Origin of the sequence: Brevibacterium oceani (assembly GCF_013623835.1) — a bacterium.
GTDB classification, from domain to species: Bacteria; Actinomycetota; Actinomycetes; order Actinomycetales; family Brevibacteriaceae; genus Brevibacterium; species Brevibacterium oceani.
Genome location: NZ_JABKDE010000002.1, coordinates 157697 through 179577, shown reverse-complemented (window position 1 = coordinate 179577; position 21881 = coordinate 157697). Strand labels below are relative to the sequence as shown.

17 protein-coding genes are annotated in these 21881 nt (G+C 65.7%); 4 read left to right on the top strand and 13 right to left on the bottom strand.

Annotated elements, in window-relative coordinates:
* Window positions 1-45 precede the first annotated feature (45 nt).
* The 6 genes from HK401_RS04045 to HK401_RS04020 all read right to left on the bottom strand — a co-directional run bounded on the left by HK401_RS04045 (window position 46) and on the right by HK401_RS04020 (window position 7881).
* On the bottom strand, window positions 46-690 hold the full coding sequence (locus HK401_RS04045) for a TetR family transcriptional regulator (protein WP_181273405.1): 645 nt from the start codon (window positions 688-690) through the stop codon (window positions 46-48).
* A gap of 94 nt (window positions 691-784) precedes the next feature.
* Window positions 785-2797, bottom strand: a complete 2013-nt coding sequence (dnaG, locus tag HK401_RS04040; RefSeq protein ID WP_181273404.1) for a DNA primase — start codon at window positions 2795-2797, stop codon at window positions 785-787.
* Between the two features lie 3 nt (window positions 2798-2800).
* On the bottom strand, window positions 2801-4120 hold the full coding sequence (locus HK401_RS04035; protein WP_181273403.1) for a deoxyguanosinetriphosphate triphosphohydrolase: 1320 nt from the start codon (window positions 4118-4120) through the stop codon (window positions 2801-2803).
* A gap of 2 nt (window positions 4121-4122) precedes the next feature.
* Complete coding sequence (gene dusB / locus HK401_RS04030; RefSeq protein WP_309135904.1) at window positions 4123-5310, bottom strand: tRNA dihydrouridine synthase DusB; 1188 nt, start codon at window positions 5308-5310, stop codon at window positions 4123-4125.
* Between the two features lie 138 nt (window positions 5311-5448).
* Complete coding sequence (locus tag HK401_RS04025) at window positions 5449-7083, bottom strand: ATP-binding cassette domain-containing protein (RefSeq protein WP_181273402.1); 1635 nt, start codon at window positions 7081-7083, stop codon at window positions 5449-5451.
* Between the two features lie 249 nt (window positions 7084-7332).
* The gene (locus HK401_RS04020; RefSeq protein WP_181273401.1) at window positions 7333-7881 is read right to left on the bottom strand and encodes a helix-turn-helix domain-containing protein; all 549 of its coding nucleotides are present in this window, start codon (window positions 7879-7881) and stop codon (window positions 7333-7335) included.
* 61 nt (window positions 7882-7942) lie between these two features.
* Here HK401_RS04020 and HK401_RS04015 point away from each other — a divergent pair, with 61 nt between their 5' ends.
* Window positions 7943-9331, top strand: coding sequence for an L-lactate permease (locus HK401_RS04015; protein ID WP_181273400.1), 1389 nt, complete (start codon window positions 7943-7945; stop codon window positions 9329-9331).
* Window positions 9332-9346: 15 nt separating this feature from the next.
* Here HK401_RS04015 and HK401_RS04010 read toward each other — a convergent pair whose 3' ends face one another.
* Both HK401_RS04010 and HK401_RS04005 read right to left on the bottom strand, forming a co-directional pair.
* Window positions 9347-10675 (bottom strand): M24 family metallopeptidase, encoded by a 1329-nt coding sequence (locus HK401_RS04010; protein WP_181273399.1) that lies wholly within the window; start codon window positions 10673-10675, stop codon window positions 9347-9349.
* A 32-nt stretch (window positions 10676-10707) separates the two neighbouring features.
* Window positions 10708-10881, bottom strand: a complete 174-nt coding sequence (locus tag HK401_RS04005) for a hypothetical protein (RefSeq protein ID WP_181273398.1) — start codon at window positions 10879-10881, stop codon at window positions 10708-10710.
* 95 nt (window positions 10882-10976) lie between these two features.
* On the opposite strand from HK401_RS04005, the gene HK401_RS04000 reads away from it, so the two are divergent.
* Together HK401_RS04000 and HK401_RS03995 are read left to right on the top strand one after the other, a co-directional pair.
* Window positions 10977-11462, top strand: a complete 486-nt coding sequence (locus tag HK401_RS04000; RefSeq protein ID WP_181273397.1) for an Lrp/AsnC family transcriptional regulator — start codon at window positions 10977-10979, stop codon at window positions 11460-11462.
* A complete protein-coding gene (locus HK401_RS03995) occupies window positions 11459-12850 on the top strand; it encodes an aspartate aminotransferase family protein (protein ID WP_181273396.1) in 1392 nt (463 codons plus the stop codon). The genes HK401_RS04000 and HK401_RS03995 overlap by 4 nt, the downstream gene beginning before the upstream one ends.
* A 76-nt stretch (window positions 12851-12926) precedes the next feature.
* Here HK401_RS03995 and HK401_RS03990 read toward each other — a convergent pair whose 3' ends face one another.
* Together HK401_RS03990 and HK401_RS03985 are read right to left on the bottom strand one after the other, a co-directional pair.
* Window positions 12927-14258, bottom strand: a complete 1332-nt coding sequence (locus HK401_RS03990; RefSeq protein ID WP_181273395.1) for a YibE/F family protein — start codon at window positions 14256-14258, stop codon at window positions 12927-12929.
* Window positions 14259-14380: 122 nt separating this feature from the next.
* Window positions 14381-15763 carry a glycine--tRNA ligase gene (locus HK401_RS03985; protein ID WP_181273394.1) on the bottom strand — a complete coding sequence of 461 codons (1383 nt, stop codon included), beginning with the start codon at window positions 15761-15763 and terminating at the stop codon, window positions 14381-14383.
* Window positions 15764-16124: 361 nt separating this feature from the next.
* On the opposite strand from HK401_RS03985, the gene HK401_RS03980 reads away from it, so the two are divergent.
* Entirely contained in the window at window positions 16125-17948 is a 1824-nt protein-coding gene (locus HK401_RS03980; protein ID WP_181273393.1) for a DEAD/DEAH box helicase, read from the top strand.
* A gap of 223 nt (window positions 17949-18171) precedes the next feature.
* Here HK401_RS03980 and HK401_RS03975 read toward each other — a convergent pair whose 3' ends face one another.
* From HK401_RS03975 to leuA, 3 genes are all read right to left on the bottom strand, one after another.
* Window positions 18172-18948, bottom strand: a complete 777-nt coding sequence (locus tag HK401_RS03975) for an isoprenyl transferase (RefSeq protein ID WP_181273392.1) — start codon at window positions 18946-18948, stop codon at window positions 18172-18174.
* Window positions 18945-19673 carry a DNA repair protein RecO gene (recO, locus tag HK401_RS03970; RefSeq protein WP_181273391.1) on the bottom strand — a complete coding sequence of 243 codons (729 nt, stop codon included), beginning with the start codon at window positions 19671-19673 and terminating at the stop codon, window positions 18945-18947. Before recO ends, HK401_RS03975 begins: the two co-directional genes overlap by 4 nt.
* Window positions 19674-19852: 179 nt before the next feature.
* Window positions 19853-21625, bottom strand: a complete 1773-nt coding sequence (gene leuA / locus HK401_RS03965; protein WP_181273390.1) for a 2-isopropylmalate synthase — start codon at window positions 21623-21625, stop codon at window positions 19853-19855.
* Window positions 21626-21881 lie beyond the last annotated feature (256 nt).

Here is a 21881-nt window from a genome sequence, read left to right as displayed (position 1 = left end):
GCTTCACCGAGGCTGGCTCACCGAGGCTGGCTCACCGAGACCGGCTCACCGGAGTCGGTCAAGGACCTTGAGGAAGAGACCCAGGGAGTCGTCGAAGATCGCCGGCGTGCCGCCCTTCTCCTCGACCGCCTCGGGGTTCCGCTTGATCGTCTGGCCAGCATGGTTGAGGGGGACGCGGCAGAGTTGGGTGAGCATGCGCGCACTGCGCCAGGCGGAGTCCTCGGTGGAGAATTCCTGGCCGAGGTGTCGCAGTCGGCGCAGCACATGTCCGGCGACGATCTCTTCGAGGGCTTCGGCCCGGTCGAAGCTCTTGCTCACGAGCTCCGGGTAGAGGGCGAAAAGACGACGCCGGCGCGCCGGCAGCTCGGGGTCGACCGAGCCGATGAGCAGAGCCTCGCGGACGAAGCGTGCTGTGTCCTCGGCCAGAGTGCTCAGCCCGGAATCGGAATGGACGTAGTCGTCGGCGAGGCCCTCGTCGACACTGACATCGGCGCCGAGTCCGACGATTGCGTCCTCTTTGGTGTCGAAGTAGTTGAAGAAGGTACGGGTGGACACGCCGGCGTCGGCGGCGATGGTCGCGACGGTGGCGGCAGCGAGTCCGTCTTCGAGGACGCGGGTGATCGCGGCCTCGTGGAGGGCGTTGCGAGTCATCCGCGCTTTCTTCGAGCGCAGGGATTCTTCTGCAGGCATAGGACCATGCTTGCACCTCACGCAGGTTCTCACCAACCGAAGACCTGCGATTGAACAGACGCCGATTCGGCACGGACTTCCTGCACCGCAGAACTCACATGAGCGTCTTCAGCCTGGCACGGTGCTGTTCGAGCGTCTGCAGCTGGCCGAGCAGCGCCGCCTGTCCCGCACCGTCGGCCGTGTCCTGGCGCTGCAGCCGAGAGTGGAGCTCCTTGGCGATGCGCTCGAGGTCGTGGTCGAACAGACGCGCGACGATTCCCCGGGCGAAGCGGCTGGTCTCCGTGCCTTCGATGATCGGCAGCGGTGAGACGAGCAGCTGGGCGACATAGGGTTTGAGCTCGTCATCGCTGGCCTCGAGGACCCGCTCTGCCCACTTCGACTGCTCGGCTCCTGCCGAGGTCAGTCCCCCGGCCTGCTTGATCGCGTCCTGGATCCGCCGGTACCCGGGGTGTTCGAAGGCCTTCGACGACAGTGAGTCGAAGAGCTTCGCGTTGACGGCCTCGGGGTGCTGGAGAGCGACCATGAGCGCGCCTTTTTCGGTCTTCAGCCGCGTCGGGCTGATCGGCGCCGAGAGGTTGGAGACGTCGGGGCGTTCATCGTAGACGTATTCGATGCTCCTATCGTCGCCGGTCTCCCCCGCCGAGGCTGCCCCCGGGTTCGGCTGTCTCGGACCTGTCCCATGGTCCCGGTGAGCGGCCCCGCTCATACGTTCGCTCGGCGGCGGACCGTCACGGTACGACGTCTGCCGCGGAGCCGCCTCGGTGCTCTGCTGCCGATTCTGTCGCGGGCGGCGCTGCGCCGTCCGGACGACAGATTCGACTTCGTCAATGTCGACGCCGATGCGGCCCGCGACGAACCGGTAGTAGTGGGTGAGGCTGCCCTGATCCCGGATGTCGGTGAGCACCTCGGCGGCGGCCTTCACTGCGGAGATGCGGCCTTCCACGGTGTCGAGGTCGAACCGGGAGATGGCGGTGGTGATGACGAATTCGAAGAGGGGTTTGCACCCGTCGATGAGTTCCCGCAGGGCGGCATCGCCCTTCTGCATGCGCAGGTCGCAGGGGTCGAGGCCGTCAGGTTCGACGGCGACGAAGGTCTGCGCGGTGAACAGGCTCTCGAACTCGAAGGCCTTGAGCGCGGCCTTCTGACCTGCCGCATCGCCGTCGAAGGTGAAGATCACCTGTCCGGTGGGGTCGTCGCCGAGGAGTCGGCGGATGATCTTGACGTGCTCAGCACCGAAGGCCGTTCCGCACGTGGCCACGGCCTGTTCGACTCCGGCCAGGTGCGCGGCCATGACGTCGGTGTAGCCTTCGACGACGACGACCCGTTTGGTCTTCGCGATCGACTTCTTGGCCAGGTCGAGCCCGTAGAGGACCTGGTTCTTGTGGTAGAGCGCGGTCTCCGGGGTGTTGAGGTACTTCGGGCCTTTGTCGTCGTCATAGAGTCGACGAGCGCCGAATCCGATGGTGCGGGCCGTCATGTCCTTGATCGGCCAGATCACCCGTCCCCGGAACCGGTCGTAGATGCCGCGGCCGCCCTCGCTGGCCAGTCCCGCGGCGAGGATCTCCTCGTCGGTGAAGCCGGCTCGTCTCAGATGGGCGGTCAGGGCGTCCCAGGACTTCGGGGCGAAGCCGATGCCGAACTCACGGCTGGACTCGGGTGGGAAGCCGCGACCGGTGAGGAAGTCACGTCCGATCTGTCCGGCCTCGGCGTCGAGCTGCTGGGTGAAGAAGCGCTGGGCGACCTCGTGCATCTCGAGCAGGCGCTGCCGCCGACTCGCCTGTTCGCGGTCGGGTCCCTTGCCGTCCTCGTAGCGCAGGTGCATTCCGGCCTTGCCGGCCAGTGTCTCGACGGCTTCGACGAAGCTGAGCTGCTCGACCTTCTGGAGGAAGGTGAACACGTCCCCGGACTCCCCGCAGCCGAAGCAGTGGTACATCCCGACCTGCGGGCGCACGGTGAACGACGGGGTCTTCTCGTCGTGGAAGGGGCACAGTCCCTTGAGCGAGCCGATGCCGGCGGTCTTGAGGGTGACGAACTCCCCGATCACCTCGTCGATGCGGGTGCGGGTGCGCAGTTCGTCGATGTCCTCGCGCTTGATGAGTCCGGCCATGGTCTAGAGCCGATCCCCCGCTCCTGCGTTGAGGTGGTGGTAGAGCGCCCAGGCCGAATGGTCGGTCAGGGAGGCGATCTGGTCGACGATGACCCGCAGGCGAACCGAGTCGTTCGCGGCCTCGGCATGGTCGGCGCGGAACATCGGATCGAGCTTCTCCGGGTTCTCCGAATACCACTCGGCGAGTGCGCCGATGACGGCGGCCTGGATGTCGTGCAGCCGCAGTCGGTCCTCGGCGACCATCACTGTGAGGGTGGCCATGCCTTTGAGCACGGCGATCTCGATGGAGGTGGCTTCGGGGACGACGAGGGAGGCCGAGTAGCGGGCCAGCGGCTCCCACCCGAACTCCTCACGGGTCGCTGATTCCGCGGCGCCGACGAAGCGGCCGATGAGCTGGCTGGTCATGTGTTTGAGGCCGGCCTGGGCCCGACGGGACCCGTCGAAGGCCTCACTCGGCCAGTAGGCGGTTGCCTGCAGACGGCCGAGCGCCTTGTCCATCTCCGCGTCGCTGGTCTCCGGCAGGTACCACTGGCGGGTGATCTCGAAGAGTTCGGTCCGGCGGGCCTCCCCCACAGTGCCGGAGGCGAAGTCGGCGAGGTCGAGGTGGCCGGCGACGATCGCATCCTCGACGTCGTGGACGGAGTACGAGATGTCATCGGCTAAGTCCATGACCTGGGCCTCGATGCACTTCTGTCCGTTCTTGACTCCCTCGCGGTAGAAGTCGAAGACGTCGGTGTCGTCGTCGTAGACGCCGAACTTGCGCACCCCTGAGTCGCGGCGGCCGGCTGTGGCTTCGGCCCGCGGCCACGGGTACTTCGTCAGGGCGTCGAGGCTGGCGCGGGTGAGGTTGAGTCCGGCCGGCCTGCCGTCGGCGCCGATGACCTTCGGTTCGATCCGGGTGACCAGGCGCAGGGTCTGCGCATTGCCTTCGAACCCGCCGATGTCCTTGCTCAGAGCGTCGAGGATCGTCTCACCGTGGTGTCCGAAGGGAGGGTGGCCGAGGTCGTGGGACAGGCAGGCGGTGTCGACGATGTCGGGGTCGCAGCCGAGGTAACGGGCGAGTTCACGACCGACCTGAGCCACCTCGAGGGAGTGGGTGAGCCGGGTGCGCACGAAGTCATCGGTGCCGGGAGAGACCACCTGCGTCTTCGCCCCGAGGCGGCGCAGACCCGCGGAATGGAGGACGCGGGCACGGTCGCGTTGGAAGGCCGAGCGCCGCGGATTCTTCGCCGGTTCGCTCACCCACCGTTCCTCGTCACGCGGCGTGTACACCGCCACGGTCCCTGTCCGCACGGAGGCGCGCGGGTGAGTGTCGAAAGACATGCTCATCCTCCCGAGATGTCGAGTTCGGCCTCGGACAGCAGCGATCTGCCGCTGGGGTCGAAGATGCGGGAATCCAACCAGCCCTCGGGAAGGTGCGGACGCTTCGGCCTCGTCGTGCGTCCGCGCGAGCCTTCGGCTGCCTCTCCGGGATACGGTGCGTCTTTGTCGAGCTGTTCGAGCAGTCCGGCCAGTTCCTCGAGCGAGGAGACCATCGCCAGCTGGCTGCGCAGCTCTCCCCCGACCGGATAGCCCTTGAAGTACCACGCGATGTGCTTGCGCAGGTCACGGACACCGTAGAACTCGTCCTCGAAATGGTCGACGAGATATTCGCCGTGCTTGTACACGGCACGGGCCACCTCGGCGAGGCCGGGACGATGGCGTTCCTCACTGCCGTTTAGCGCGTTCGCGAGGTCGCCGAAGAGCCAGGGTCGGCCTTGGCAGCCGCGGCCGATGACGACGCCGTCGCAGCCGGTCTTGGCCATCATGTCCAGGGCATCCTCGGCGGCGAAGATGTCGCCGTTGCCGAGCACGGGAACGGTGTCGCCGAGGTGGTCCTTGAGTCGGGCGATCGCCTCCCAGTCCGCCGTCCCCGAGTAGAGGTCGGCGGTCGTGCGGCCGTGCAGCGCGACGGCGGCGACCCCGGCGTTGCGCGCGGTCTCAGCGGCGTCGAGGAAGGTGGTGTGATCGGCGTCGATGCCTTTGCGCATCTTCACGGTCACGGGGATGTCGCCGCGGGCCGCCTCGTTGACCGCGGTGGTGACGATGGCGGTGAACAGGTCCTGCTTCCACGGCAGGGCCGAGCCGCCGCCCTTGCGGGTGACCTTGGGCACGGGGCAGCCGAAGTTGAGGTCGATGTGATCGGCCCGATCCTCATCGACGAGCATCCGCACGGCCTGGCCCATCGTCACCGGGTCGACGCCGTAGAGCTGGACCGAGCGCGGGGTCTCATACGGTTCGTGGTGGATGATGCGCATCGTCTTCGGACTGCGCTCGACCAACGCCCGGGTGGTGACCATCTCGGTGACGTAGAGTCCGGCTCCGTATTCGCGGCACAGGCGGCGGAAGGCGGTGTTCGTGATCCCGGCCATCGGTGCGAGCACGACCGGTGAGGAAAGCTCGATGGGGCCGATGCGCAGGGGTGCTGCGGAGGCCGGGGACACGGTTTCTGAGGCTGGGCTGATAACACTCACGAAACCATTATCCCAGTGCAGTCAAAACAGCTCATGTTCACCTCTCATCATCCTTGGCCGCCGCAGGTCGGCAAGCGTGCCAGGCGCGCTTTCCGCCGGTGCCGTGCCCGACTCTGTCCGACGGTTGAGATCGACGGTTCATCTGTCCATGTCAACGGATTCGGACCCCAGAAATTCCCGCACGTCCCATTCGGTGTCCAAGGCGAGTTCCAATGCGAGCCGGTCGTCATGGGTGACCACGATCATCGCTCCCCCGAATCCGTCGAGCGCGGTCACCAGCGCCTCGAGTGAGGACAGGTCGAGGTTGTTGCCCGGCTCGTCGAGCACGAGCAGCTGCGGGGCAGGCTCCTGCAGGAGTCCTGCGGCCAGAGCGACGCGGAAGCGCTCCCCGCCGGACAGGGTTCCACAGATCTGCTCGGTGCGACCTCTGCGCAGCCCCATGGCCGCGAGCACTTCGTGGACGCGATGCGGGTCCAGATGCGGATTGCCCGAACGCACCGCCTCCATCACCGTGAGTTCGGCCGGCAGCCGATACTGCTGATCGAGGTGGGCCACGGGCACGGAGACGGTGATCGACAGATTGCCGAAGAGCTCGGTGATCGGTGGGCCGATTTCGACGGCACCCTGTCCGTCAGCGGCTGCCATGACGGCCGCCAACAGGGTGGACTTGCCTGCCCCGTTCGGTCCCGTCAGACGGATCCGCTCGGGTCCGACGATCTCGGCGGGTCTGTCCAGATTCGCCGAGGCGAGCTGGAGGATGCGTTTGCCTGCGTGCACGTGTGTATCGGGCAGGTCGAGCCGCACGTTTGTGCTGCGGCGCAGCGAATCCTTGGCAGCGTCGAGCTCGGCCAGCGCTTTCGCTTCGTCCGCGGCTGTGTCCCCGCGCCGCTTGGCCGCCGACTTCTCGGCGAAGTTCGCCAGCCCGTTCATCGCAATCTTGGGACGGCGTTTGTTCTCTTTGTCTTTGGCTCCCTTGCGTTCTGACCGGGCCAGTTTCGTCTCGAGATCGATGCGTTGGCGCTTCTCGATCGCGTGGGCCTTCTTCGCATCGACGACGCGCTGGGCCTTCGCCGCCTCCTCGGCAGCGACCATCGCATCGTAGTCGTCGAAGTTCCCGCCGTAGACACGCAGACGGTCGGTCATCTCGACGATCGAGTCCATATGCGTCAGCAGGGGGCGATCGTGGGAGATGACCAGGGTCGGCCCGCGACGCGCCCTCAGCAGCGTCAGCAGAAGTCCGCGCCCATCCTCATCGAGGTTGTTGCTCGGTTCGTCGAGGATGAGCCAGGCCTCACCGGCCAGAGCCGCTCGGGCCAGACCGATCCGGGTGGCCTGTCCACCGGAGAAACTGCTGAGGCTGCGGTCGAGGTCGCCTGCTTCGAGGTGCAGCCCGAGATCGGCGGTCGCGGCCAGCGCCCGCTCTTCGATGTCCCAGTCGTCCCCGATGAGCACGAAGTCGTCTTCGCCGGCGTCTCCGTCCAGGGCGCGGCGAAGGGCATAACGGACGTCGGCGATGCCGAGAGCCTCATCGACGCGCTGCTGCGAATGCGGCAGGAGCTGATCGATGTAGACGACACCATCCGCACCGGTGACAGATCCGGCCGTGGCGGGAATGAATCCTGCCAGGATCTTCGCGAATGTGGATTTTCCGATCCCGTTGTCACCGACCAATCCGACGAGTGCGGCCGGAATGGAGGCGGAGAGACTGGAGAAGATCTCGGTATCGTCGCCGAGGCGGTAGTCCAGTTCGGACACAGTGATTGCGGTAGGCATGAGGGTCCTCATTTCGTGTACGCAGAAGCGCTGCGGGCCCGTGGCACCCGCTGATCACGGCATGAGGATTCACTTCACTGCAGAGACGTCCTTCTTAGGAAATGGGACAGAACAAGGATCGCCGACTCGCCTCGACGAGTCAAGACCACCCTCCGACCCAGCCCCTCTTACTACCCGACGGCGGCGCAGCAACGTGGCGCGAGGTTGCTGGGCCGCCGTCGGGTAGTAAGAAAGGGGGTTTCGGGCGGTTCAGACGATGATGAGCATGAGCTCGGCGGGCTCATCGTTGGGGTTTGCCAGCTGGTGCGGAACATCGCCGGGGGCCTGAGCGCAGTCCCCGGCATGGAGAGTGGTCCGGCGGTCGATGGTGACGATCTCGATGCTGCCGGCAAGGACGAAGAAGCTCTCACGCGAACCGCTGCGATGAGCGGCGAAGGCGGAGGTCTCACTGCGCGGATCGAGACGGTAGTGGACGACGTCCATGTTCTCGAACGCCGAGGGCAGGTCTCGGCGCCACACTCCGTGGCCGAACTTCGAGGACGCGGGGATCGCCTCGGCGCGAGTGATGGTCACTTCGGGGGCCGCGAGCAGCTCGCCGACGTCGACGCCGAGCGCACGAGAGAGGCCCATGGCATTCGAGACCGAGGTGTCCTGCTCTCCGCGTTCGATCTTCGACAGCGCCGCGCGGGACAGACCCGCCCGGACCGCGAGTTCGTTGAGGGTGAGGTTGTTGAATTTGCGCCGCGCTCTGATCCGGGCACCGAAGACGCGCGCCCCGAGATCCTCTTCTTTCACCATGGTCGAATCATAGACTATTCTTGAATAGTAGATTTACTTCTCACAAAGGAAATTTGTGCACATGATAGCTGTGTTGGCCCTCACCCCGATCCTCGTGGCCGTCGCATTGCTGCTATTCAAGCAGAGTTCATGGATCGCGGCGCTCGCCGGAGCCGTCGCCGCGGCGATCCTCGTCGCGGTCGCCTTCCCCACCCCCACCTCGGCGCTGGTGGAATCCGGTATCGACTACTTCCCACTCATCCTCGAGGTCGCACTCATCCTGCTGTTCGGGATGATGCTCGCGCGCCTGCTCGAGTCCGCCGGGTCCATGGCGCAGATCTCTTCATGGGTCGAATCCCGCTCCCCCAGCCGTTCGCTCGGCGTCGCGCTCGTCGTCTTCGGCCTCGTCCCGTTCGCCGAGTCGGTCACCGGCTTCGGGATCGGCGTGACGATCGGGGTTCCGGTCCTGCGCCACCTCGCCTGCTCCCTGCGGCAGTCGGCGATCCTCGGACTCCTCGGGCTCATCGCCGTCCCGTGGGGCGCGCTGGGCCCCGGCACCACGGTCGCAGCCGCGCTCGCCGGTCTCGACGTCGACGAACTCGGGCTGACCACCGCGTGGCTCAACGCGATCCCGGTCATCGTCGTCACGGTTGCGGTGGTTGCGATCATGCGTCCATCCCCCGCCTCGGCGCTGGGAATCGTCGGCGCTGCCGCGCTGATGTGGGCGGGCATCCTCGCCGCCAGCTCCGTCATCGGCATGGCACCGGCCGGCATCGTCGGCTCGCTCCTCGTCATCATCGTCATGGGCGTCGTCTTCATCCTCCGCCAGCGCAGCGCCGGCCTCACGCGGAACCTCGGGTTGGCCGTGCTGCCCTACGGCTGCCTGACCGTCGGGCTCCTGCTGGCACGGTGGCTGCATGCGACTCTGCCGTCGGTGGCCACCCAGATCATCGCCTCACCTCCGTTCTGGCTGGCAGTCGCCTGCCTCATCGCCTCCCTCAGGGTGCCCGGCCGGCGAGGTGTCATGGTCTCGGCCGCACGATCGTGGGTGCCCATCGGGGTGGGAACGGCGGCGTTCATGCTCATGGGCTGGATCATGACGACGACCGGGATGAGTGAGGCCATCGGTGCCGCACTGCCGGCCGGACTCGTCCTGCTCACCCCCTGGCTCAATTCCGCGGGCGCCGTACTCACGGGCTCGAACACGGGGGCCAATTCGATGTTCACCGGCACCCTGACGGCCGTGGCCGGCTCTTCGCACGTGGCCGCACTGCCCGTCGTCGCGGCCGGCAACGCCGCAGGATCATTGGCGGCTCTCGCAGCTCCCCCGCGGGTGGCGATGGCCGTGCAGATGGCCGATCCCGGATCCCCCGCCTCGGCGCGGGACGTCTCCTGGGTCCAGGGTCGGGCACTGGCCGTGGCCGGGATCGATGCGCTCCTGCTGGGGCTGTGGATCCAGTTCTTCGCGTGAGTACGGCTCCGCCGGTCAGACGCGGATGATATCGCGAGGGAAGTGCGTGAACTGATCGCAGCCGGAGTCGGTGATGAGGACCGGTTCGGACATCTCGATTCCGTAGCCGTTCATCCACATGCCGCCGATGAGGTGGAAGGTCATTCCGGATTCGAGGACCTGATCGTCCTCGGTGCGGATTGAGATCGTCCGCTCGCCCCAGTCCGGCGGGTAGCCGATGCCGATCGAGTAGCCCAGGCGGCTCGGCTTCTCGAGTCCGGACAGAGCGAGCACACGATTCCAGGTGCGAGCGAGTTCGGCCGTGGGGACCCCGGGAGCGGCGACGTCGAGGACCGCGGTCAGCGCCTCGGCGACGACACCCTCGAGTCGGACGAGCTCCTGCTTCGGTTTGCCGGTCACGGCGGTCCTGGCCAAGGGGACATGGTAGCGACGGTGGACGCCGGCGAGTTCGATGCTCACCGACTCGTCGGCGACGAACGTCCGATCGGTCCAGCTCAGGTGCGGGGTGTCGGCGCTTTCGCCGGTCGGCATGAGGGGAACGATCGCCGGATAGTCGCCCCACGCCTCTTCGCCTCCGCGGATCTGCGCTGCCGAGATCGCGGCGGCCACCTCATGCTGGCCGACCCCGACTCCGATGGTTCCCAGCGCTGCGTCCATGGCTGCGGTGGTCACCTCGGCGGCCTTGCGCATGAGGGCGATCTCGGCCGGGGATTTGACCGCGCGGATCCAGTTGACGAGTTCGAAGGAGTCGACGAGGCGCCATTCGGGCACCCCGTTGACCAGCGCACGGAAGGCTCTCGGGGAGAAGAAGTGCGAGTCCATCTCGACGCCGACCGGTGAGGTCGAGGCCCGAGCGACCTCCCACCGCTGGCGCAGGGCGAACGAGACCCAGTCGAAGGGGTGGATGTGCGGGCGCTGCACATAGCGCTCGGGGTAGCCGACGATGTCCTCCGGCGGCAGCCACGAGGTGTGCGAGGCTCCGCGTGCGTCCATATCGCGCATGAACAGCGTCATCGGGCCCGATGAGGGCACGAAGAGCAGCTGCGGGGTGTAGAACGACCACGCGTTGTACCCGGTGAGGTAGTAGATGTTCGCCGGATCAGTGACGATGAGCGCCGCCAGCCCCTGGTCGACCATTCGATTGCGCACCGAGGCGATGCGCCCGAGGTATTCCTCGGGACTGAAGGACAGCTCCTCGGCTCCGATCGTGTCGACCTCGCCGGGAATCGGCTGGGGCCTGGCCTTGACTTCCTTGCCGGCCTGACCCTGCTCGGCACCGGGCCGCATTCCGTGGACATCCGGCCTATTCTCTTCGGCGGAGTAGAACAGCTCACCCTCATTCATGATTACAGTGTGGTGATCCTGCTCACAGCCTGTCAATCACTGTTCACGCGCGTGTTGCCGGGGCCGCTCAGACGGGTGCTGCGAGTGGATTCCGGCCGCGCGATCCTGCCGCCCCACGGGTGCACACCTTCGCGCACCTCGCCGCGCACCTCGGCGCGCAGTACATCGACGGCCAAGCCGAACGAAACTGACGAATCCAGAATCATATTTTTCAGGTTTCGACTGATTCCGCATATTCGACTACTCATTCCGATTGAATCGGTGATAGATTGGCGTGAGACGCACATCACGGAGGTGAAGAATGGACCAGTTCCTGTCGAACGGCGGCAGTTCCCGTCTGGGCAACCTCGACGAGAAGTCGAAGGCGATCATCGTCGAACTGCAGCACGACGGACGGAAGTCCTACTCGGCCATCGGAAAGTCCGTCGGCCTGTCCGAGGCCGCCGTGCGTCAGCGAGTCTCGAGGCTCATCGATTCCGGCGTGATGGAGATCGTCGCCGTGACCGACCCCTTGAGTCTCGGCTTCGCACGGCAGGCGATGGTGGGTCTCAAGGTCCGCGGGGACATCTCCGCGGTCGCCGAACAGCTCCACGACTACGACGAGATCGATTACCTCGTCGTCACCGCAGGCTCATTCGACCTCCTCGTGGAGATCGTCTGCGAATCGGATCGGCATCTGATCGAGTTCGTCAATGAGGAGCTCCGTTCGATCGATGCTGTCGTGGATACGGAGCTCTTCATGTACCTCTCACTGGAGAAGCAGAAATACAATTGGGGGACACGATGACTGAGAATGTCACCAGGGCCGGCACTCCTTACCAGGAGGCCATCCGCAACAACGTGTGGATGCATATGTCACCACACCAGGCACTGTTCAAAGGTGGTGAGGCGCCGGTCATCGTACGCGGTGAAGGCCACCACATCTTCGACGACAAGGGCAAGAAGTACCTCGACGGTCTCGCCGGCCTGTTCACCGTTCAGGTGGGACACGGTCGCGAGGAGATCGCCAAGGCGATGTACGACCAGACCCTGCAGCTGCCATTTATGCCGCTGTGGTCGTACACCCACCCGCAGGCCATCGAGGTCTCCGAGCGACTGGCCAGCTACGCGCCGGGCGACCTCAACCGGGTCTTCCTCACCTCCGGCGGCGGCGACTCGGTCGAGTCGGCGATGAAGCTGGCGAAGAACTACTTCAAGCTCGTCGGCAAGCCGGGCAAGCACAAGATCATCTCGCGGGCCACGGCCTACCACGGCACGCCGCACGGTGCGCTGTCGGTGACCTCGCTGCCGGGTCTGCGCGAGCAGTTCGCTCCCCTGGTTCCCGGTGCCCACAAGGTGCCGAACACGAACTTCTACCGCGCACCCGAGCCCTACGCTCACGATGAGAAGGCCTTCGGCCGCTGGGCCGCCGACCGCATCGGCGAGGCCATCGAATTCGAGGGGGCCGACTCGGTCGCCGCCGTCTTCCTCGAGCCCGTGCAGAACTCCGGAGGATGCTTCCCGCCGCCTCCCGGCTACTTCGACCGGGTCCGCGAGATCTGCGACGAGTACGATGTGCTGCTGGTCTCGGACGAGACGATCTGCGCCTACGGCCGCATCGGCGATATGTTCGCCTGCAATGACTTCGGGTATGTGCCCGACATCATCACCTCGGCCAAGGGCATCACCTCCGGCTATGCGCCGCTGGGTGCGATGATCGCCTCCGACCGCCTCTTCGAGCCCTTCGGCCCAGGCGGCAACGATACGTTCTACCACGGCTACACCTTCGGCGGACACCCCGTCGCCTGTGCCGCTGCGATGGCGAACTTCGACGTCTTCGAGGCCGAGAAGCTCAACGACCACGTGCACGAGAACGCCGCGGCGTTCAAGTTCACGCTCGAGAAGCTCAAGGACCTGCCGATCGTCGGCGATGTCCGCGGTGAGGGGTTCTTCTACGGAATCGAACTCGTCAAGGACAAGGACTCGAAGGAGTCGTTCACCGAGGAGGAGTCCGAGCGGATTCTCAAGAACTTCGTGTCGGCAAAGATGTACGAAAACGGTCTGTACTGCCGTGCCGACGACCGTGGCGACCCGGTCATCCAGCTCTCGCCGCCGCTGACGGTCGGCCAGAGCGAGTTCGACGAGATGGAGCAGATCATCCGCGGCGTCCTCAACGAGGCCTGGACTATGTTCTGACCCTCCCCACTTGCTACCTGACGGCGGCCCAGATACCTTGCGGGGTATCTGGGCCGCCGTCAGGTTGTCTGAAGCGTCAGCGGTTGCGCCGGAGGGCCTCGCAACGAGTCATCGGCTGTGCGTCGGCCGACGTCTGCGATGATGACTCCGTGGGTGCGTTCGTCAGCTCTGTGGGCGCGTTCGTCGCCTCCGGTCGCGCCGTGTCGGCTGAACGCGCAGGAACTCGGGGCGGACGGACACCGGAGCGGACGACGAGCACACCGAGCGCGGTCGTCAGCGGGATCGCGACGACCAGTCCGATCGAGCACACGAGGATGCTTACGACTTCGATCGACATCTCCCCCAGTGTCAGAGTGTCGAAGAACGACTGGTCGTGGGCGGAGACGATGATGAGCGTCGTCAGCGCCGAACCGACGTAGGCGAATGTGATCGTGTACACCGTTGAGGCGATGTGGTCACGGCCGATGCGCATGCCGCGAGCGAAGAGCTGTCGGCCCTTGAGATCCGGTGCCACCGTCGCCAGTTCCCAGACTGCCGAGGCCTGAGTGATCGTCACGTCGTTGAGCACGCCGAGGCCGGTGATGAGGATCGCGCAGACGATGAGGTCGGTCATCGACAGATTCGTCGTGTCGGTGAGCAGATAGCCGTCCTCGGTGTAGGCGATGCCGAGGTTCGCCCATGAGCTCATCCAAGCGCCCAGCACCCCGGTGATGATGATTCCGAGCACGGTGCCGAACAGTGCGGTCGTCGTCCGTGTCGAGATCCCGTGGGCGAGGTAGAGGGCGATGACCATGATCGCACTCGCCGCGATCATCGCCACGAGGATCGGCGGTTTGCCGTCGAGGATCGCCGGCAGCATGAACACGAGCAGCACCACACCGGCGAAGCCGAGCCCGATGAGTGCCCGCAGTCCCCGGAAACCCGCGACGACGAGCACGACGAGTCCGTAGACGATCGCCAACGCCACCAGCGGAACATCCCGGTCGTAGTCGATGAACACGAAGTCCGATCCGGTCTCCGCCCGGTCGGGCGACTCGGTGAAGTCGAGGACCTTGACCTTGTCACCGACGCCGACGCCTGCCTTGATGGCATCGGGAGTGACGTAGAGGCTGCCGTCATGGCCGTCCGCCTCGGCGGTGTAGACCACGCAGTCGGCCATGATCGTGGGGTCCGTCTCCCCTGTCTCACACTCCGAGGCGTCGACGGCCGTGACGGTCGCCTCGGTGTCGGAGACGCCCTCCGCCGCGTTCGTCGTCGGTCCGCCGCCGGGCAGATCGGTGTCCGGCCCGTCGGGCCAGAGCAGGAGCAGACCTGCAATGGTGACCGCGACGAGCGGGACGAGGCAGGCGATCATGATCAGTCGAACCCGCGGGGAAGCCTTCGGTTCGTGGTGGAGCGTCATATGCATGGCGGACCTTCAGAAGATAGCTGCTCGATTCGAGACGGCGCCCGATGATGGTGCTACCCGACGGCGGCCCAGCAACCTGGCGCCAGGTTGCTGGGCCGCCGTCGGGTAGCAATTGGGAGGGGTCAGACCTCGCCGAGGTGGTCGGCCAGGTACTTCTCCACCTGGTCGATGCTCACGCGTTCCTGGCTCATGTCGTCGCGCTTGCGGATCGTGACCGCATTGTCATCGAGCGAGTCGAAGTCGACGGTGATGCACAGCGGCGTACCGACCTCGTCCTGCCGGCGGTAGCGGCGCCCGATGGCGCCGGCGTCGTCGAAGTCGATGTTCCAGCGCTTGCGCAGCGTCGCCGCGAGGTCCTTCGCCGCCGGCGTGAGCTTCTCGTTGCGGCTCAGCGGCAGCACGGCGGCCTTGACCGGAGCCAGACGGGGATCGAGCTTGAGCAGGACGCGCTTGTCGACCCCGCCCTTCGTGTTCGGTGCCTCGTCCTCGGTGTACGCGTCGACGAGGAAGGCCATCATCGACCGGGTGAGACCGAACGAGGGCTCAATGACATACGGGGTGTAGCGGTCGCCGCTGGCCTGGTCGAAGTACTGCAGCTTCGCTCCCGAGACCTCGGTATGGGTGCCCAGATCGTAGTCGGTGCGGTTGGCCACGCCCATGAGCTCGCCCCATTCGGAGCCCTGGAAACCGAAGCGGTACTCGACGTCGATCGTACCCGAGGAGTAGTGAGCGCGGTCTTCGGCCGGCACGTCGAGGCGGCGGACGTTGTCTTCGGAGATGCCGAGGTCGATGAACCAGTTCCAGCAGTCTTCGACCCACTGCTTGTAGAAGCCGTCGGCCTCATCCGGGTGGACGAAGTACTCGATCTCCATCTGCTCGAACTCGCGTGTGCGGAAGATGAAGTTGCCGGGCGTGATCTCGTTGCGGAAGGCCTTGCCGATCTGGCCGATGCCGAACGGCGGCTTCTTCCGCGCGGCGGTGAGCACATTGTTGAAGTTGACGAAGATGCCCTGCGCGGTCTCGGGACGCAGATAGTGCAGGCCCGATTCGGAGTCGACGGGCCCGAGGAAGGTCTTGACGAGTCCGGAGAACTCCTGCGGTTCGGTCCACTGACCGCGGGTGCCGCAGTCGGGGCACACGACATCGGCCATGCCGTTCTCAGGAGCCTTCTTGTTCTTCGCCTCATAGGCCTCGACGAGGTGGTCCTCCCGGTGGCGCTTGTGGCAGTTGAGGCATTCGACGAGCGGGTCGACGAATGTGGCGACGTGGCCGGAGGCTTCCCACACGCGCTTGGGCAGGATGATCGAGGAGTCGAGTCCGACGACGTCCTCACGACCGCGGACGAAGGTCTGCCACCACTGGGACTTGATATTGTCCTTGAGTTCGACACCCAAAGGCCCGTAATCCCATGCCGAGCGGGAACCGCCGTAGATCTCACCGGCCTGGAAGACGAATCCTCTGCGTTTTGCCAGCGCGATGACGGCATCCAACTTCGACTGTGCCACTTGTTCTCTCCTTGTTTCGGTTCGCCTACGGCCGGCTGCCGTGGCTCGCAGGTACCAGCCTAACGGGTCGGCCGGTCCCGTCCTCAACGACGACCCGACCGTGGTCGATGAGCGCGGGAGGCGACTGATCTCACACTTCCTCTCCCACATCGGGGCCACCTCGGCGCGGGTGTGGCATGTAGACTTGGACTACACCCAAACCTTTCTCCGTACGGACGTCTTCCACGTCTGTCCAAGCGAGTTCTTGGATCTCTACGGTTTCGGCCCGGATTGCTCACGATGATTGCACAAGCGGCCGCAGGGTAGATCGCCACTACAGTCATCTGCGATCAAGTGTGTGCCGACGTGAGAGAGATCACTCATGACAGACGTGTCCACCACCGACGAACCGACCACTCCGAAATTCTCCGAACTGGGACTCCATCCCCTCGTGCTCAAGGCCGTCGAGGCGCAGGGCTACGAGACCCCCACCCCGATCCAGGCCGAGACCATCCCGACCCTCCTGTCCGGCCAAGACGTCATCGGCCTGGCTCAGACCGGAACCGGCAAGACCGCCGCGTTCGCTCTGCCGGCACTGTCCGACCTCGCCGAGGCGGGGCGCGCCGACGATGGCCCGTTCGCCCTCGTCCTCACCCCCACCCGTGAGCTGGCCATCCAGGTCGCCGAGGCGTTCACCTCCTACGCCACCGAACTGCCCGACTTCTCCGTGCTCCCGATCTACGGCGGTCAAGCCTACGGCCCGCAGCTGGCCGGTCTGCGTCGCGGCGCTCAGGTCGTCGTCGGCACTCCCGGTCGTGTCATCGACCACCTCAAGAAGGGCTCCCTCAAACTCGGCAGCCTCAAGCACCTCATCCTCGATGAGGCCGACGAGATGCTCAAGATGGGCTTCGCCGAGGACATCGAGGAGATCTTCGGTCAGGTCGGCGAGGACCGCCAGGTGGCGCTGTTCTCCGCGACGATGCCGACCTCGATCCACCGGATCACCGGCAAGTACCTCAATGATCCGAAGGAAGTCCGGGTCGCTGCGAAGTCGCAGACTGGTGCGAACATCCGCCAGCGCTACTTCATGGTTCAGCATTCGCACAAGCTCGACGCCCTGACCCGCATCCTCGAGGTCGAGGAGTACGAGGGCATCATCATGTTCGTGCGCACGAAGCAGGCCACCGAGGAGCTGGCCGAGAAGCTGCGTGCCCGCGGGTTCAAGACGGCCGCGATCAACGGTGACATCCCGCAGCAGGCGCGTGAGCGCACGATCGACATGCTCCGCGAGGGCAAGATCGACATCCTCGTCGCCACCGACGTCGCCGCTCGCGGACTCGACGTCGAGCGGATCACGCTCGTGGTCAACTACGACATCCCACACGACACAGAGTCCTACGTCCACCGCATCGGCCGCACCGGTCGTGCGGGACGCTCGGGCGAGGCGATCCTCTTCGTCACCCCGCGTGAGCAGCGCATGCTCGGCTCCATCGAACGCGCCACGAAGCAGAGGGTCGAACCGCTAACCCTGCCCAGCGTGGAGCAGCTGACGAACACGCGAGTGGAGAAGTTCACCAAGCGCATCGACGACGTGCTGGCCACCACCGAACTCTCCGAACTCACCGAGGTCCTCGAACAGTACTCGCTCTCCCGCGATGTGCCGGCGTCGAACATCGCCGCCGCACTGGCCTCGCTCGTCCTCGAGTCGAACACCCTCAGGGCCGAGCCGATGCCCGAGCCGGCGCGTCGTCAGAACCGCGACCGCGATCGCGACGGCGGCCGTGACGGCGGCCGTGACGGTGGCCGTCCGGCCCGGGGAGGTCGCGTCCGCGATGAGAATATGACGACCTACCGTCTGGCCGTCGGACGCAATGAGCGCCTGCAGCCGGGTGCTGTGGTCGGTGCGATCGCGAACGAAGGCGGAATCACCTCGAAGCAGATCGGCCACATCGACATACGTTCGAACCACACGCTCGTCGACCTGCCCAAGGACCTCGACCCGTCGGTGCTGCGCAAGCTCGCGAATACCGAGATCCAGGGACGCCCCATCGACATCCGCCCGGACTCCGGACGCCCGGGACGCCCGTTCAAGAAGCGCAACTTCGATAAGCAGCCCGGTGACAGCCGCAACTTCCGCGGTGACCGCCGAGGCGGCGGCAAGAAGTTCGGCGGCGGCCGTGGCGACCGCCCCCGCGACCGCTACTGAGCCGCAGCTGCGTTAGAGTTCAGCGGCTGAGGAGCTCTCTCAACGGCACGGCCCCGCAACCTGATGGTTGCGGGGCCGTTGTGCGTACGTGGTCGAGTCCCAGCAGTGCCGTACTGATCATCAGCTCGGTGAACCTGCAACGGCTCGGTGCAGAGACCAAGCTGTTGCAGGTTCACCAAGCTGATGCGGCAGGCCTGCGGAACGTCGCCTGCGCGGACCCACCTCAGGCAGTCGGCGTGTCGACCGCTCCGCCGAAACGTCGGTCACGGCGGGCGTACTCTTCGATGGCTGCCCACAGGGTCCGCCGGTCGACGTCGGGCCAGAGTACGTCCTGGAAGACCATCTCGGCATAGGCGGACTGCCAGAGCAGGAAGTTCGAGGTCCGCTGCTCCCCCGAGGAGCGCATGAACAGGTCGACGTCGGGAACCTCGGGTGAGTACAGGCGCGACCGCAGGGTCTTCTCCGTGACCTTGCCGGGTTTGAGCCTGCCCGCAGCCACCTCGGCGGTGATCTCGTTGACCGCGTCGATGATCTCGGACCGGCCGCCGTAGTTGACGCAGAACTGCAGGATGAGGCCTGTGTTGTGCTTGGTCATCTCGGCCGCGGTCTCGAGTTCGTTGATGACCGATCGCCACAGCCGACCGGGACGACCCGACCACACGATGCGCACGCCCAGGGCGTTGAGTTCATCGCGACGACGGCGGATGACGTCACGGTTGAAGCCCATCAGGAAGCGCACCTCTTCGGGTGAGCGCTTCCAGTTCTCGGTCGAGAAGGCGTACGCCGACAGGTAGTCCACGCCGATCTCGATGGCACCGTGGATGACGTCGAGCAGTGAGGCCTCGCCGGCCTTGTGCCCCTCGGTGCGCGGCAGTCCCCGCTGATTCGCCCACCGACCGTTGCCGTCCATGACGATCGCGACGTGCCGCGGCACGAACTTCGCGTCGATGCGCGGAGGCTTCGCCCCGCTGGGATGGGCCGGTGGTGCGGGGTAGCTCATGTGCTCTCCAGAACTCTCAGTGATCGGATGTTGCGTTCGAGGTGCCAGGACACCCAGTCGGTCACGAGCTTCGACCCGTCCATCTGGTCGTGCCGGTCAGACGCCTCGGCTCTCTCCCAGTCCCCGGACAGCAGCGCGGCCATGTGCTCCAGGGCATCGGTGTCCGGCAGTGCCGCACCGGAGGGCCGGCAGTTCGTGCACACGGCCCCGCCGAGCGCGGCCGAGAATGCCCGGTGAGGGCCGGGTCGACCGCACTGAGCGCAGTCGAGCAGGCTCGGTGCCCACCCGGCCACGGACATCGCGCGCAGCAGGTACGCGTCGAGGGACAGCCTCGGCGGGTGTTCGCGGTTGCACAGGGATCGGATCGCGGAGACGAGGAGGAGGAAGTGGGTGCGCGACTGGGGCTCGGCTTCGGTGATGCTGCGTGCGGTCTCGGCCATCACCGAGGCGGCCGAGTAGACATCGTAGTCGGCGGCGATTCCGCGGGCGAAGGGTTCGATGAGTTCGACCTGGGTGACGATGTCGAGGTTGCGTCCGACATGGCATTGGAGGTCGACGAACATGAAAGGTTCGAGGCGGGAGCCGAACCGCGATTTCGTCCGGCGCACCCCCTTGGCGACGGCTCGGACGAGCCCGTGGCTGCGGGTGAGCACGGTGACGATGCGGTCGGCTTCGCCGAGCTTGTGCCCTTGCAGCACGATGCCTTCATCACGATAGTTGTGCACCCGGCCATTATCGCAGAGCGCGGCGGGGAATCATCCCCGCCGCGCTCCGTGACTGCTGTGAGATCGCCCGCTGAGACTTCAACCTGCGGCTGGCTCAGCGCTGCCGCCGACTCAGCCTGTGGCCGGCTCAGCGCTGCGGCCGCCTCAGCCCTGCCGTCGCCTCAATCGTGCCAGTCGCCTCAGCCCTGCCGGTCGGCGTCGCGGTCGCGGGCCGCACGGTTGACCGCGGAGACCACGGCCTTGAGCGAGGCCTTCGTGATGTTCGGATGCAGACCGGCACCCCAGAAGACCCGGTCTTCGACGGCGAGTTCGACATAGGCGGCCGCCATCGTGTCCGCGCCCGAGCCGATCGCGTGCTCGTGGTAGTCCTGGAGACGGATGTCGACGTCGAAGTTCTCGATGAGGATCTTCACGAGCGCATCGATCGGACCCTTGCCGCGACCTTCGTAGGAGCGTTCCTGACCGTCGACGATGAGGTCGACCTCGACGCGTTCGGAGGCTCCCGAGTCGTCGACAGTGCCCGAGTCGGTGCGCAGACCCACGATCTGGAAACGGCCCCAGGTCCTGTCCTCATCGTCGCTGGGCAGGTACTCGTAGTTGAAGATCTTGCGGATCTCTTCGGCGTTGACTTCGCCGCCGCCCTCGGTGTGCTGCTGAACGGCGCGGGAGAACTCGACCTGCATACGACGCGGTAGGTCGAGACCATACTCGCTCTTGAGCAGGTAGGTCACTCCGCCCTTGCCGGACTGCGAGTTCACCCGGATGATCGCCTCGTAGGACCGGCCGAGGTCCTTCGGGTCGACCGGCAGGTAGGGCATGTCCCATTCCATCAGGTCGACCGGGGTGCCCTGCGCGTTCGCGTTCTTCTCCCGGTCGGCGAACGCCTTGTTGATCGCGTCCTGGTGCGATCCGGAGAACGAGGTGAAGACGAGGTCGCCGCCGTAGGGGTGACGCTCGTGGACACCGATCTGGTTGCATTCGGTGACGGTGTGGATGACCTCGTCGATGTCGGAGAAGTCGAGTTCGGGGTCCACACCCTGCGTGTAGAGGTTGAGCGCCACCGTCACCAGGTCGAGGTTGCCGGTGCGTTCGCCGTTGCCGAACAGGCATCCTTCGATGCGGTCGGCGCCGGCCATGATGCCCATCTCTGCGGCCGCGACGCCGGTGCCCCGGTCGTTGTGCGGGTGCAGGGACACAGCCACCTCGTCACGGTAGGGCATATTCCGGCAGAACCATTCGATCTGGTCGGCGTACGTGTTCGGGGTGCCGCGTTCGACGGTGGCGGGCAGGTTGACGACGGTTTCGCGACCGGCGGCGGGTTGCCACATGTCGAGTACGGAGCCGACGATGTCGAGGGCGAACTCGGGTTCGGTGTCGACGAAGATCTCCGGCGAGTACTGGTAGCCGAAGTCAGCGTCGCCGAGGAGGGACTCTGCGTGCTTCATCACGGCCTGGGTGCCGCGTGTGGCGATCTCCCGGGTCTGGTCGTAGCCTTCGCCGTCGAAGCCGAAGACGACCTTGCGGAAGACGGGCGCGGTCGCGTTGTAGAGGTGGACCGTGGGCATCTTCGCTCCGACGAGGGATTCGACGGTACGTTCGATCAGGTCCTCACGGGCCTGGGTGAGCACGGAGATTCGGACATCGTCGGGGATCGCGTCCTGTTCGATGATCTCGCGGACGAAGTCGAAGTCGACCTGGCTGGCGGCGGGGAATCCGATCTCGATCTCTTTGAAGCCGAGCTTGACGAGCAGGTCGAACATCTTGCGCTTGCGGTCCGGCGTCATCGGATCGATGAGGGCCTGGTTGCCGTCACGCAGGTCGGTGCTCAGCCAGCGCGGAGCCTTGCGGATGAGCTGATCAGGCCACGTGCGGTCGCGCATATCCAGGGCGATGCGGTCCTGGAAGGACTTGTACTTGCCGAACGGCATGGGAGATGGCTTCTGCAGTTTCATTGTTCCTCTATCTCAGTTTCTCAACGCATGACCAGCATAGGAAGACTCCGCGACGAGTGTGCTGTCCGATCAGGACTCGTCGCGGCAAGGAAGGAGGAGGAACCTGTGTGCCACGTCATCACCGTAGACCTCATTCCGCCGCCGCTCCTAATTTTGTCCACATCCTAAGATCGCCGAGGTGGCCCCGACGCCCAGTACGCACGTTTCCCTGACCGTACGGTCACCCGCACCGAGGCGGCTCGGTCGGGGCCGACGG